At 72.2% G+C, this 13,454-nt stretch carries 12 protein-coding genes; 6 read left to right on the top strand and 6 right to left on the bottom strand.

The features are described 5' to 3' along the window. Nucleotides 1-4: 4 nt before the first annotated feature. Both ABZ937_RS37430 and ABZ937_RS37425 read right to left on the bottom strand, forming a co-directional pair. Nucleotides 5-1,081: a Zn-dependent alcohol dehydrogenase gene (locus ABZ937_RS37430; protein ID WP_361698874.1), complete on the bottom strand. Its 1,077-nt coding sequence runs from the start codon at nucleotides 1,079-1,081 to the stop codon at nucleotides 5-7. Between the two features lie 26 nt (nucleotides 1,082-1,107). Beyond that, complete coding sequence (locus ABZ937_RS37425) at nucleotides 1,108-1,965, bottom strand: MaoC/PaaZ C-terminal domain-containing protein (RefSeq protein WP_361698872.1); 858 nt, start codon at nucleotides 1,963-1,965, stop codon at nucleotides 1,108-1,110. A gap of 326 nt (nucleotides 1,966-2,291) precedes the next feature. Between ABZ937_RS37425 and ABZ937_RS37420 the strand changes: the two genes are divergently transcribed. Beyond that, nucleotides 2,292-3,569 (top strand): sensor histidine kinase, encoded by a 1,278-nt coding sequence (locus ABZ937_RS37420; protein WP_361698870.1) that lies wholly within the window; start codon nucleotides 2,292-2,294, stop codon nucleotides 3,567-3,569. On the opposite strand, the gene ABZ937_RS37415 is transcribed toward ABZ937_RS37420, so the two are convergent. Next, complete coding sequence (locus ABZ937_RS37415) at nucleotides 3,535-5,079, bottom strand: alpha-L-arabinofuranosidase B (protein ID WP_361698868.1); 1,545 nt, start codon at nucleotides 5,077-5,079, stop codon at nucleotides 3,535-3,537. The two genes, ABZ937_RS37420 and ABZ937_RS37415, sit on opposite strands and share 35 nt — an antisense overlap. A gap of 304 nt (nucleotides 5,080-5,383) precedes the next feature. Here ABZ937_RS37415 and ABZ937_RS37410 point away from each other — a divergent pair, with 304 nt between their 5' ends. Continuing rightward, entirely contained in the window at nucleotides 5,384-6,025 is a 642-nt protein-coding gene (locus ABZ937_RS37410) for a response regulator transcription factor (protein ID WP_361698867.1), read from the top strand. A gap of 22 nt (nucleotides 6,026-6,047) precedes the next feature. On the opposite strand, the gene ABZ937_RS37405 is transcribed toward ABZ937_RS37410, so the two are convergent. The 3 genes from ABZ937_RS37405 to ABZ937_RS37395 form a co-directional block, all read right to left on the bottom strand. Then, a complete protein-coding gene (locus ABZ937_RS37405; RefSeq protein ID WP_361698865.1) occupies nucleotides 6,048-6,872 on the bottom strand; it encodes a hypothetical protein in 825 nt (274 codons plus the stop codon). Then, nucleotides 6,872-7,411, bottom strand: coding sequence for a SigE family RNA polymerase sigma factor (locus tag ABZ937_RS37400; RefSeq protein WP_361698863.1), 540 nt, complete (start codon nucleotides 7,409-7,411; stop codon nucleotides 6,872-6,874). Before ABZ937_RS37400 ends, ABZ937_RS37405 begins: the two co-directional genes overlap by 1 nt. Nucleotides 7,412-7,556: 145 nt before the next feature. Beyond that, nucleotides 7,557-8,744 carry a lipid-transfer protein gene (locus ABZ937_RS37395; RefSeq protein ID WP_361698948.1) on the bottom strand — a complete coding sequence of 396 codons (1,188 nt, stop codon included), beginning with the start codon at nucleotides 8,742-8,744 and terminating at the stop codon, nucleotides 7,557-7,559. A 163-nt stretch (nucleotides 8,745-8,907) separates the two neighbouring features. On the opposite strand from ABZ937_RS37395, the gene ABZ937_RS37390 reads away from it, so the two are divergent. From ABZ937_RS37390 to ABZ937_RS37375, 4 genes are all read left to right on the top strand, one after another. Continuing rightward, complete coding sequence (locus tag ABZ937_RS37390; RefSeq protein ID WP_361698861.1) at nucleotides 8,908-10,653, top strand: MFS transporter; 1,746 nt, start codon at nucleotides 8,908-8,910, stop codon at nucleotides 10,651-10,653. A gap of 177 nt (nucleotides 10,654-10,830) precedes the next feature. After that, entirely contained in the window at nucleotides 10,831-11,484 is a 654-nt protein-coding gene (locus ABZ937_RS37385) for a class I SAM-dependent methyltransferase (protein WP_361698859.1), read from the top strand. A gap of 91 nt (nucleotides 11,485-11,575) precedes the next feature. Continuing rightward, nucleotides 11,576-12,535, top strand: a complete 960-nt coding sequence (locus ABZ937_RS37380) for an N-acetylmuramoyl-L-alanine amidase (RefSeq protein ID WP_361698857.1) — start codon at nucleotides 11,576-11,578, stop codon at nucleotides 12,533-12,535. A 116-nt stretch (nucleotides 12,536-12,651) separates the two neighbouring features. Next, complete coding sequence (locus tag ABZ937_RS37375; RefSeq protein ID WP_361698855.1) at nucleotides 12,652-13,422, top strand: hypothetical protein; 771 nt, start codon at nucleotides 12,652-12,654, stop codon at nucleotides 13,420-13,422. Nucleotides 13,423-13,454: the final 32 nt, after the last annotated feature.

Here is a 13,454-nt window from a genome sequence, read left to right as displayed (position 1 = left end):
GTCCTCAGATCTCGATGCACGTACGCAGGGCCGTCCCGGTACGCATCTGGTCCAGCGCCTCGTTGATCTCCGCGAGCGGCACCCGGTGGGTGATCAGGCCCGCCAGGTCGACGCGGCCGGCCCGCCACAGGTCGATGGTGCGCTCGTAGGAGCGCAGGACGTCGCCGCCGCCGTACATGGACGGCAGGATGCGCTTCTCGTCGAAGAACAGCTCGAACATGTTGAGCTGGAGGAAGTCGTCCATGGCGCCGGCGCCGACCACGACGAGGGTGCCGCCGCGCCGGGTGCTCTCGTAGGCGGTGCGGGCGGTGGCGGACCGGCCGACGACCTCGAAGACGTAGTCGAAGCCCTCGCCGCCGGTGACCCGCTGCTTGGCGTCGGCCAGCCCGTCCGGGGAGACCGCCTCGGTGGCGCCGAACCTGAGGGCGGACTCGCGGCGGGAGGCGACCGGGTCGACGGCGACGATCTCGGCGGCGCCCTTCAGCCGGGCGCCCTGCACCGCCGAGATGCCGACGCCCCCGCACCCGATGACGGCGACCGACGAACCGGCCGTCACATCGGCGGTGTTGAGGGCGGCGCCGAGACCGGTCGTCACCCCGCAGCCGATCAGGGCGGCGATGTCGAAGGGCACGTCCTCCGGGATGGGCACGGCGCAGCCGGCGTCGACCACCACCTCCTCGGCGAAGGTGCCGGTGCCCGCGAAGCCGAAGAGGTCGCCGCCGGAGCGGCGGAAGTTGGGGGTTCCGGCGTTCATGAACCCGGCCAGGCACAGCTGGGTCTGGCCGCGCTTGCAGGCGGGGCACGCTCCGCAGGCGGGCAGCCAGCACAGGACGACCCGGTCGCCGGGCTTCAAGTGGCGGACGTTCTCGCCGACTTCGAGGATCTCGCCGGCCCCCTCGTGGCCGGGCACGAACGGGGCGGGCTGGGGCAGCACCCCGTTCATCGCGGACAGGTCCGAGTGGCACAGCCCGGTGGCGCGCACCCGGACCCTGACCCTGCCGGGGCCGAAGCCCACCGCCTCGACGTCGTCGAGGACCTCCAGCTTCTCCTGGCCGATCTCGTGCAGTACGGCTGCGCGCATGGTGCGGCTCCCCTCGGGTGCTGGTTTCAGGAGTGCTCTACGACGGTGTCCACGAGGACCGGCGCGTCCTGCCGTTCGAGGGCGCCCACCGCGACCCGCACCCGCCCCTCCTCGCGCCACATGCGGATGCGCAGGGTCTCCCCCGGGTACACGACCCCGGCGAACCGCGTGCGGTAGCCGCGCACCCGGGTCACGTCACCGCCGAGCAGCGTGTCGACGACCGCCTTGAGCGTGCTGCCGTAGGTGCACAGCCCGTGCAGGATGGGCCGGTCGAATCCGGCGCGCTTGGCGAACTCGGGATCGGCGTGCAGCGGGTTCCAGTCGCCGCAGAGGCGGTAGAGCAGGGCCTGGTCCTCGCGGACCGGGCGCAGGACGGTCCGGTCGGGGTCGCCGGTGGGCGGATCCGGGCGGGTGGAGGGGCCGCGGTCGCCGCCGAAGCCGCCCTCCCCGCGTACGTAGATCTGGGCGTCGTTGGTCCACAGCGGGCCCTCGGCGTCGGCGACCTCGGTGCGCATGACCAGGACGGCCGCCTTGCCCTTGTCGTACACGGCGGCGATCCGGCCGGTGGCGGTGGCGGTGCCCCGCACCGGGATCGGGCGGTGGATCCCGAGGCTCTGCCCGCCGTGCAGGACGCGCGCCAGGTCGACGTCGACACCCGGCATGGACAGCCCGCTGATCACTCCGGGCGAGCCGCTGCCCGCGACGGTGGCGAAGCTCGGCAGGACGTGCAGCCGGGACTCCAGTGTGTAGCGCAGCTCGTCGGGGTCGGTGGCGGGCAGGCCGGCCCCGATGCCGAGGTGGTAGAGCTGTACGTCCTTGTGGTCCCAGCTGATCTCGCCGGTCCGGGGTTCGGCCGCGAGGGCCAGCGCTGCGTCGATGGGCATGAGGCTCCTGGGACAGTGGCGGCGGAAGACCCCGGCGCGGACGTCCGCACCGTCGGCCGCACCGGGGTCGCTGCGGGCCGATCCGGAACCGATCCAGGACGGATCTAGAACGCGTTCCAGTCCGGCGCCCCTTGTATAGCCCAGCGCCCCGCACTTGTGAAGGCTCCTGACACTGCGTCAGCCGAGCTGGGTCGTGACATTTGTACTGCCCGAATCCGTACGTGCGTGCCTGCCGGGACCCGGGTCCGGTTTCGTACCGTTCCCTTCGTACGCTGTGCTGCCCCGCCGTGACCGGGCGGGGCCGTTCGAATCGGGGGATCTCAGAGATGACGTGGTGGCAAAGACTTCGGTGCCGGCAGGCGGCCGTGTGGCAGGAGCGGCGGACATGGCGGGCGGAGCTGGACCGCTTCAAGGCCGCGCGGCGATCCGGCACGGATCCCTCCGCCGTGGAGCACCCCGGCCCGCAGCCCACCGGCTTCAGCCTGCTGCCCTGGCTGCTGCTGGGCATGGGCTCCTTCTCCAATCTGATCCAGGGCGAGACCCCGAACCCGTGGATCGGCGGCCTGGGCCTGCTGGCCTTCAACTCCCTGTACGTCCATGTCACCTTCCGCGCCTTCGACCGGCGCAGGCGCGAGGCGACGTCCACGCGGGTGGCGCTGGGCCTGCTCGGCCTGGTGACGACGGGGCTCGCCCTCGGGTACGGCGGCAACTGGCTGATGTTCTTCCCGCTGCTGGGCCTCGCCACCGGCGCCGTCCTGCGCGGGCCGTGGCTGGGCCGGGTCGGGCTGGCCCTCACGCTGTACGCGGGAGGCGTCTCCTGGCTGCGGGGCGGCTGGGACGAGGCGTCGAACATCGCCTACGCCACCTTCATCTCCAGCATGGTGACCGCCGCGATCCTCGGCCTCTCCGAGGCCGTGCGGGAACTGCGGGCCGCCCGTGAGGAGCTGGCCCGGCGCGCGGTGGAGAAGGAGCGGCTGCGGTTCTCCCGCGATCTGCACGATCTGCTCGGGCACACCCTGTCGGTGATCGTGGTGAAGTCGGAGGCGGCCCGCCGGCTGGCCGCGCGGGATCTGGACGCGGCGCTGGGGCAGATCACGGACATCGAGTCGGTGGGCCGGCAGGCGCTCACCGAGATCCGCGAGGCGGTGACCGGCTACCGCGAGGGCAGCCTGGCCACCGAGCTGACCCGGGCCCGGTCGGCGCTGTCCGCGGCGAGCGTGCAGCCGGTGGTCCGGCAGTCCGGGGCGCCGCTCGATCCGCAGTCCGAGGCGCTGCTCGGCTGGGTGGTGCGCGAGGCGGTCACCAACGTGGTCCGGCACAGCCGCGCGAGCCGCTGCGAGATCACCGTGGAGGGGGCCGCCGAGCGGGTGCGGCTGACGGTCACGGACAACGGCACGGGCACCGACGCCGCGGCGGGCGCCCGCGAGGGCGTCGGCGGTACGGGGCTGAAGGGGCTGACCGAGCGCCTCGCGGCGGCGGGCGGCTGTCTCACGGCCGGCCCGGCGCCACGCGGCGGTTTCACGGTCACCGCCGACCTCCCGGCCGGCGGTGACGAGCCGGCGTCCGCGGCTACGGCGCCCAGGGCGATCCGACAGCCCAGCTGACGTCGGCCGTCCAGGACGTGCCGCTGTCGAAGTCGTGGGATCCGCCGTTGCTCGCTATGTACAGGTTGTGGTTGTAGTGGCGCAGGTACCTCGTCGGGTAGTTGTACGAGGCGAACGAGGTGCCGGTGCCGCTCCTGCCGGTCTGCGGGCAGAAGGTGGCGTCGGCCCGGAACTGGCTGGTGCCGTCCATGGGCTGCCGGTAGAGCCGGTAGTCGTAGTGGCGCAGGAAGTCACCCGGGTAGTTCCGCGACTCGAAGGAGACGCAGGAGGCGCTCGCGAGGCCGCGGCGCACGATCCAGGTCGCGTCGCCCTTGTCGAGGGACGGGCTGCCGGACGTCACAGCGGAGATGACGCCCGCGTCGTTCTGGTGGCGGACGTACTCGCCGGTGCAGCAGGAGGTCGTGGCGCGCAGGGAGATCTCCGAGCCGGGGTTCAGCGTGCCGGTGCTGCCGGTCGGGCCGCCGTAGCCGACGGAGACGATGTTCGCCTGGACGGCGTCGTCGGCGGCGTCGGTCGGGATGCCGGAGGTCATCACGCCCTCGAAGAAGGACCCGATGGAGCCGTTGCTGTTGTCGCCGCCGGTGCCGAGGACGATGGCGCCCTCCTGATGCATCGGCGCGTATCCGCCGGCGGTCGGCTCACCCCCGGAATAGGTGGTGGTCAGTCCGCCCGATTGGGCATTTCCGTACTTCAGCGCGAAATGGTTCTGGCCGTTGTTCTTCAGCAGCGCGGTCACGAACGGCAGTGGTCCGGTGCCGGTGTTGGAGGTGTTCTTGCTGTAGCCGGCGTCGGACTGGAACAGCCCGTTCTCCAGGTCGGCCTGCACCCAGGGGCCCTGGCCGTAGCAGGGTGAGAACCAGCACTCGGTGCCGAAGTTGATGGCGTCCATGTGGCCGTTGCCGGTGTCCATGTTGTTCGTCTCGGCGTTGCCGTAGTCGAAGCAGCAGCGGTTGTTGACGTGCGTGCCCGAGGTGACCATGTACATCCCCTCGGCCTGCCCGTTCACGGCCACGCCCGAGGTGGTGTTGTCCCGGTAGCCCATGCCTGCGGAGATCTCCAGGCCGTAGACCTGATGGCCGCCGACGGTCACCGGCAGCGCGTCCGCGGGCGCCCCGACATCGGCGGCCCCGGCCCCGCCCGCCCCCTCGACGGTGAGGTCGTTGTGCCGCGGGGACTGGTCGTAGATCTCGGTGATGATGCAGGTCGTGCCGGAGCAGAAGGAGTCCTGCGCGGCGGCGTCGGCATACCCGCCGGCGGACAGCGGGCGGATGTTCGCGGTGGCCGAGTCCGAGGCCCGCCGCACCTGGTAGAGCGGCCCGTTGTACGACGCGTAGAGCGCGCGGGCCAGGCTGTGCGCGGCGACGCAGGGGGTGCCGGCGGCGCCGTAGATGTCGCAGGGCAGCGAACTCGCGGCGGCGGCCGGGGGCGCGCCGGCGCCGAGCAGCAGCGCGGCGAGGGTGGCGCAGACGGCGAGGACGGAGAGAAGAGTGCGGGGGGTTCTCAGGAGCACGGTGCACCTCGGGTTCGTCGGGGGTGTCCGATATTCCGAACGACGTTCGATCGATATACCGAACCTTTTCACCTGCTGAATTGCCGGGGATTCCGGGAAATGCACGGGCGATTGTTTGGGCGCCATCGGGAACCGTCAACCCCCACGGCACCCGAAAAGAGGGAGTCTTTAATCGACGCCGATCCGGGCACTGAGCGACGGCCGGCGGAAACCCGTCTCTTCCGGCACCAGCCGGACGGAACCGGCGAGCCGTGACCGGCGCTCGCCCGGCGCCCCGCTCCCGTCCCCGCCGTAATCTGGCCCCATGAACGAGATGCCCCGGGATCATCGGCCCGCACCGTGCATCCGGGTGTTGCTCGCCGAGGATCAGGGCATGCTGCGGGGCGCTCTCGCCCTGCTGCTCGGCATGGAGGACGACATCGAGGTCGTGGCCCAGCTGGGCTCGGGGGACGAAATCGTGGACGCCGTGCTCCTCCACCGGCCGGACGTGGCCCTGCTGGACATCGAGCTGCCCGGCATGAGCGGGCTGGACGCGGCGGCCGAGCTGCGGGAGCAGGCGCCCGACTGCCGGGTGCTGATCCTCACCACCTTCGGCCGGCCGGGCTATCTGCGCCGGGCCATGGAAGCCGGTGCGGCCGGCTTCCTCGTCAAGGACGGGCCGGTGGAGGAGCTGGCCGCGGCGATCCGGCGCGTGCTCACCGGGGAGACCGTGGTCGATCCGGTGCTGGCCGCCGCCGCGCTCAGCGCCGGACCGAACCCGCTGACCGCCCGCGAGTGCGAGGTGCTGAAGGCGTCGGTGGACGGGGCCACCGTCGCCGACATCGCCGGCCGGCTGCGGCTGTCCGAGTCCACCGTCCGCAACTACCTCTCCTCCGCGATCGGCAAGACCGGCACCCGCAACCGGGCCGAGGCGGTGCGGGAGGCCCGGCAGCAGGGGTGGCTGTGAGCGGGGCCTCCCGCGCGGCGGGTCACTTCGTCACGGCCACGTCCCTGTAGCCCGTCCCCTCCGGGGCGACGCACACGAACCAGTTCCCTCCCGGGTAGCCGGCCACCGGGCGGATCACGGAGGTGCCGTCGGCGGAGCCCGGCACGGGATCGACCAGCCGGGCCACGGCCGAACTGCCGTCCTTCCAGCGGCAGGTGACCTCCCGGGCGGTCTTCGCCACGTGGCCGACCACCAGCCGGTAGGGGCCCTTGGCGTCGCTCCCCTGAAGGTTGACGGCGGCCGACTGGAGGTCGGTGCCGGCCTGGCGGTCGATCTTCTTGACGGTGTCGAACATGACCTGCTCGCCAGGGTCGTCGTCGCCGTAGGCCCGGACGGAGTAGAACGACGTCTTGCCGATCAGTCCGGCGGCCTTGTCCACCGCCGGACTGAGGCCCTTGCGCAGCATGGCGTGGAACTGCCGGTCCGCCTCCCGCGCGTCACGCGGCGCGCCCCACACCTGGACCCACACGAACCACTCCTTCCCGTGTTCGGTGCCCCGCGCGAGCTCCGTCTGCTGCGGCTCGTACACATGCCGCTCCTCGGGCGACGCCGGCCCGGGCGCCATCGGCGCGGTCCGGTCCGCGTGGCCGCCGGACAGCCCGGCGAACGCCAGTGTCGCTCCCGTCGACCCCGCCAGCACCAGGGCCGTGGCCGCCGCCACCGCCCAGCGCCGGGCCCGGCGCCGCCGGCCGCCGCGCAGCACCGCCTGCACGGGGGCTATACCGATCTCGACCTCGTCCGCCGCGTCCGCGAGGAGGAGGGCGATGTCCGTCTGCGTCATGTCGTGGTTCTCCCGGTCCGCGCTCATCACTTCCGCCCTCCGTGCGTCACCGTCTCGGCAAGTCCCGGTATGGCGCGGAGTTTCGCGAGCCCCTTGGCCGCGTTGCTCTTCACCGTGCCGACCGAGCAGCCCATGGCCTCCGCCGCCTGTGTCTCCGTCAGGTCCTCCCAGTAGCGCAGGACGACCGCCTCCCGCTGCCGCGCGGGCAGCTGCGCGAGCGCCTTCAGCAGGGCGCTGCGGTCGTCGGCCTGGGCGATCCGGTCCCCCGTGTCGGGCACCTCGCGCACCAGGCCGGAGTCGTCCTTCGGCGCCAGGAACTCCCTGAGCCTTCTGCGGTGTTTCCGCGCATGCGCGTTGATCATCACCCGCCGTACGTACGCCTCCGGGTCGTCTGCCGTGCCGACCCGGCGCCAGGCCACATAGACCTGTTCGAGCGTCGACTGGACCAGGTCCTCGGCGGCGTGCTGCTCCCCCGTGAGGAGAAATGCCGTACGCATCAGCCGCGGCCAGCGGCCGACCACGAAGCTCTGGAACTCCTCGTTCCGACTCTGCTTCCCGTCCCCCATGGGCACCTCCTAGATGGTTGAAGGAGTCCATGGGCGGGCCGGATCGTTGCCTCCGCGACGAAAGACGCGGAAATTCCTGCCGCGCCTCTCGTGCCTCGCGCGCCTCGCGTGCCTCTCGCGCTCGGGCGCCCTCCCGCCGTACGCCCTACACCGCCCGCAGCAGCGTCACCACCGCCGCCCCGCCCAGGCCGATGTTGTGCGCGAGGCCCACCCGCGCCCCCGGCACCTGCCGCTCGCCCGCCGCGCCGCGCAGCTGCCACACCAGCTCGGCCGTCTGGGCGAGACCGGTCGCGCCCAGCGGGTGGCCCTTGGAGATCAGCCCGCCGGACGGGTTCACCACCCACCGGCCGCCGTACGTCGTCGCGCCCGACTCGGCCAGCCCGCCCGACTCCCCCGGCGCGCACATGCCGAGCGCCTCGTACGTCAGGAGTTCGTTGACGGAGAAGCAGTCGTGCAGCTCGATCACGTCGACGTCCTCGATGCCGAGCCCGGCCCGCTCGTACGCCTGCCGGGCCGCCGCCCGGGACATCGGCTGCCCGACGACGTCGATGCACGAGCCGGACGCGAAGGACTCCTCGGTGTCGGTGGTCATGGCCTGGGCGGCGATCTCGACCAGGCCGGTCGGGGAGCGCCGCTCGGCGAACCGCTCCGACACCACCACGGCCGCCGCCGCGCCGTCCGAGGTCGGCGAGCACTGGAGCTTGGTGAGGGGGCGGTGCACCATGCGCGCGGCGAGGATGTCGTCCACCTCGTACACGTCCCGGAACTGCGCGTAGGGGTTGTGCGCCGAGTGCCGGTGGTTCTTGGCGGCGACCGCGGCGAGCTGTGCCTCGGTCGTGCCGTACTTCTCCATGTGCTCACGGGCGGCGTCCCCGAAGATCTGCGCGGTCGGCGGGCTCGTCTCGAAGCCGTGCCGGGCGGCCATGACGCCGTAGTGCCGGGCGACCGGGGATGTCGCGAAGTCCCCTCCGTCGGCGCCTCCCCCGAGCGCGCCCTTCTTCATCTTCTCGAAGCCGAGCGCCAGCACGCAGTCGGCCGCGCCGCCCTCGACGAGCTGGCGGGCCAGCATGAGAGCGGTCGCACCGGTCGCGCAGTTGTTGTTGACGTTGTAGACGGGGACTCCGGTCAGGCCGAGTTCGTAGGCGGCGCGCTGGCCGGCGGTGGAGGGCTGGAAGCAGTAGCCGACGGGAACCTGTTCCACATCGGTGTACGCGATCCCGGCGTCCGCGAGTGCGACGCTCCCCGCCTCCCGCGCCATGTCCCAGTACTGCCAGGCACGGGTCTCGGGCTTCTCGAATCGGGTCATCCCGACCCCGGCGACATAGGCCTTCATGGCGCGCAAGACTAGAACGTGTTCCACAAGCACACCAGACGCTGACGGCAGATCAGAAACCCATGGATCGGTCAAGGATTCGTTAGAGGCCCGAAGCAACGGAATAGTTGCCTGCGCATACGAGGTTTACCGGGCACTCATGTCACGCGGGAGGCCTTACTCAATGACCCACACGTCGACCGACCAGCCCGACCGGAGGGCCGGCGCGGCCGTGGTCCCGGTGCTCGCCTTCGCGGGCATCGTGGTCGCGGTGATGCAGACGCTGCTCGTGCCGGTCATCAAGGACCTGCCGCAGCTGCTGGACACCGCCCCGAGCAACGCCACCTGGGTGCTCACCTCGACGCTGCTGTCCGGCGCCGTCGCCACCCCGATCATGGGCCGGCTCGGCGACCTCTACGGCAAGCGCCGCATGCTGATCCTCAGCCTCGCCGTGATGGTGGCCGGCGCCCTGGTCAGCGCGCTCACCAGCCAGCTGCTCGTCATGATCGTCGGCCGTACCCTCCAGGGCTTCGCGATGGGCGCCATCCCGCTCGGTATCGGCCTGATGCGGGACATGCTGCCGCGCGAGAAGCTCGGCTCGGCCATGGCCCTGATGAGTTCCTCGATCGGCGTCGGCGGCGGCCTCGCGCTGCCCGCCGCGGCCCTGGTTGCCCAGCACACCGACTGGCACGCCCTGTTCTACGGCGCCGCCGGCCTCGGCGCGCTCGCCATCCTCCTCACCCTCCTCGCCGTACCGGAGTCCCCGATGCGCGCCGAGGGCACCTTCGACCTGCTCGGCGCGCTCGGCCTGTCCGCCGGGCTGGTCCTCTTCCTGCTGCCGATCACCAAGGGCAGCGACTGGGGCTGGACCTCGGGCACCACGCTCGGCCTGTTCGCCGCGTCGGCGGTCGTGCTCGTCCTGTGGGGCGTGATGGAGCTGCGGGTGAAGGCCCCGCTGGTGGACCTGCGCACCACGGCCCGCCCCGCCGTGCTCTTCACCAACCTCGCCTCGATCATGGTCGGCGTCAGCTTCTACGTCGTCTCGCTCGTCCTGCCGCAGCTGCTCCAGCTGCCGAAGGCCACCGGCTACGGCCTCGGCCAGTCCATGGTCGTCGCGGGCCTGTGCGTGGCCCCGCTGGGCCTGACGATGATGTTCACCGCACCGGTCTACGCCCGCCTGTCCGCCCGCTACGGCCCCAAGGTCACCCTGATCATCGGCCTGCTGATCATCGCGATCGGCTACGGCGGCGGGCTCGGCCTGATGGACGCGGCCTGGCAGACGATCGTCACGTCCGTGATCCTCGGCGCCGGCATCGGCCTCGCCTACTCCTCGCTGCCCGCGCTGATCGTCGGCGCGGTCCCGGCCTCGGAGACCGGCGCGGCCAACGGTCTGAACACCCTGATGCGATCCATCGGTACGTCGGTGTCGAGCGCCGTCATCGGCATGGTGCTGGCCAACACCGCGAACGACGTGGGCGGCGTCGCGATCCCGACCATGCACGGCTTCCGGGTCTCCTTCCTGATCGCCACCGCCGCGGTCGCCGTCGGCCTGCTGCTGGCGATCTTCCTGCCGAAGACCGCCCGCCCGGCTCAGCAGCACACGCAGCTGCGGGCCAGCAGCGAGGAGGACGCGGGCATCGAGCGCGCCGAGGAGGTCCTGCGGGGCTTCCGGGGCCGGGTCCTGGACGCCGAGGGCGCGCCGGTGGCCCGGGCCAAGGTGACGCTGATCGACCGGCGGGGGCGGCAGGCGGGAGCGACGCTCTCCGAGGCGGACGGCAGCTACGCGCTGGCGGTGCCGGGCGAGGGGGCGTACGTCCTGGCCGCGAAGGCCTCCGGGCATGGGCCGCTTGCCTCTTCTGCCACGCATTCCGGTGAGGAGCGGGCTGTCGATCTGGATCTTTCACTGCCGGGGGAGACTGTGAGCGCGTAGAACTCGGCTGGTACTGCCGTCCGGCGGCTGCGGCTTCGTCGTGGCTGGTCGCGCCCACGCGGCGGAGCCGCACATCAACACAGCCCCGCGCCCCTTCGGAACGCACCCCCTGTCGATCAGCGACCGGGGGTGCGGCAGCATGGGCGGCCTGACAGCCGTACGACCGGAAGGCCGCCCATGCCCGCCCCCGCCCCCAAGCCCGAGATCCTGGCCGCGTTCGAGGCCGCCAAGGGGTTCATGCCCGTGGACGAGGGGCTGGCGCTGTACGCGGCCGCGGTGGAGGCCGGGCGGCTGGGGCTCCCTCTCCTGGAGGTCGGCACGTACTGCGGGCGGTCCACGATCCTGCTCGCCGACGCCGCCCGCGCGGCCGGGGTCACCGCGCTCACCGTCGACCACCACCGCGGCAGCGAGGAGCAGCAGCCCGGCTGGGACTACCACGACCCCGACACGGTCGACCCCGAGATCGGCCTGATGGACACACTGCCGACGTTCCGGCGGACGCTGTTCCGGGCGGGTCTGGAGGAGCACGTGGTGGCACTGGTCGGCCGCTCGCCGCAGATCGCCGCGATCTGGAACTCCCCGCTCGGGTTCGTGTTCGTCGACGGCGGCCACACCGACGAGCACGCCGGCGCCGACTACGAGGGCTGGGCTCCGCATGTCGCCGAGGACGGGTTCCTCGTCATCCACGACGTCTTTCCGCACCCCGAGGACGAGTTCACCGGCCAGGCGCCGTACCGGGTCTATCTGCGGGCCCTGGAGTCGGGCGCGTTCACGGAGGTCTCCGTGAGCGGATCGCTGCGGGTACTGCGGCGGACCGGGCCGGGAGTCTGACCCGGGCTCACCGGGCGGTGCTTCCGGGCCCGCCACCCATTGGGCCCTCTCGGCCATGTGTGCGTCGGGTGTGGCCGCTAGGGTGGCAGGCGTGTCGTACGTAGGCCCGGACTTCGAATCCCCGCAGCCGCGCCGGCCCCGGCGCGGCCCGCTGACCGTCGCGCTCGCCGCGCTGGTTCCCGGTGCGCTGCTCGGCTGGCTCGTGTACGAGGCGGTGGGCGGGTCGGGCGGGTCCTCCGGCAGCGCGCGCACCGCTTCGGCCTCCGCCACTTCGCCGAGCACGGCCGCACCCCGGTCGGCTCCCGCCGGCGACGACGGCAAACAGGCCGGCGCCTCCCCGTCGTCCACGCCGACGCCGTCCGCCGCCGACGGTCCCCTGAAGGGCAAGGTCGTCCTGGTCGACCCGGGGCACAACCCCGGCAACTTCCGGCACACGGCCGAGATCAACCGCCAGGTGGACATCGGGACGAACAAGAAGGAGTGCGACACCACCGGCACGTCCACCAACGCGGGCTACACCGAGGCCCAGTTCACGCTGGACGTGGCCCACCGGCTGCGCGCGCTCCTCGAACAGCAGGGCGCCACCGTGAAGCTGACGCACGACGGCGACTCCCCGCCGTGGGGTCCGTGCGTCGACGAGCGGGCGCGGATCGGCAACGAGGCGCACGCGGACGCCGCCATCTCCATTCACGCCGACGGCTCCGCGGAGGGCGACCGCGGCTTCCACGTCATCCTCCCGGCGTCCGTGCACGCCGGCGCCGCAGACACCCGGCCCATCGTCGGCCCCTCCCGCGACCTCGGCGAACGCGTCGCGGGCAAGTTCCTCCGCGTCACGGGCGAACCGCCCTCCAACTACGTGGGGAACGGTACCGGTCTCGTCACACGCACGGATCTGGGCGGTCTCAATCTGTCAACAGTTCCCAAGGTCTTCATCGAGTGCGGCAACATGCGCGATAGCAAGGACGCGGCACTGCTGACCAGCGGCGCCTGGCGGCAGCAGGCGGCGCAAGGGATCTCTGAGGGAATCGTGAGTTTCCTGCGCGAGTCGTGACCGGCGGGCGGAACCGGGCGGACAGCCCGATCTTGCGGACGATAGTGTCTACCGACGACGAGACGACCTACGAAGGACCTGAAGTGAATATCCGCTCCCTCACTAGAGGCGACGGCGTGGTGATCGGAGCAGCGGTGGTGCTGTTCATCGCGTCGTTCCTCGATTTCTACACCTACTCCGGCTTCGGCGCCGAAGTCAGCCGGAACGCGTGGGACAACCTGGGCATGGGCCTGGGTACTTACATGGGCGCGGTGATCGGTGCCGTCCTCATCGTCGTCAACCGCTGCCTGCCGCAGCCCCGCAAGGTGGCCGGGCTCGACCTCGGTGCGACCGGCACCGCGTTCGCGATCCTGGCGACCTGGACGCTGCTGTGGACGCTGATCGACCTGGACGAGGTGGACGCCGGCGCCGGTCTGGTCCTCGGGTTCATCGCCCTCCTCGTCCTGTCCGCCGCTGCCATCGCCACTCCGCTGCTGCCCGCCCTCCAGGCCCCCCTGGTCCCGGCGCCCAAGCCGGTCGCCCCGCAGCCCTACGGTGCCCAGCCGCCCGGTGGTTACGGCTACCCGGGCGCCCAGCCGCAGCCGGGGCAGCCGTACGGCGCCCAGCCGCAGCCGGGGCAGCCGTTCGGGCAGCAGCCGCCGGCCCCTCAGGGTGCCGCCGCCCCGGCGCCGCAGCCGGCCGCAGCCGGGGACTTCTCCCCGTTCTGGTTCGCCGTGCCGGTGGCCCGTCCGCTGTTCGCGGAGGACGGCTCGCAGGCGCCGATCGCCGAACTGGCGCCGGGTACCTGGTACCTGGCCGTCGAGCAGCGCGGTGCCGCGCTGGTCGCGCAGACCCAGGACGGCCGCCGTGGCGTGCTGCAGGACACCTCCGGCATCCAGCGCGGCTGAACGCCGTAGCGCCGTAGCGCACCGGCCCCTCG

Source organism: Streptomyces sp. NPDC046727, assembly GCF_040645635.1.
Lineage (GTDB): Bacteria > Actinomycetota > Actinomycetes > Streptomycetales > Streptomycetaceae > Streptomyces.
This window is presented reverse-complemented; position numbering and strand designations above follow the sequence as displayed.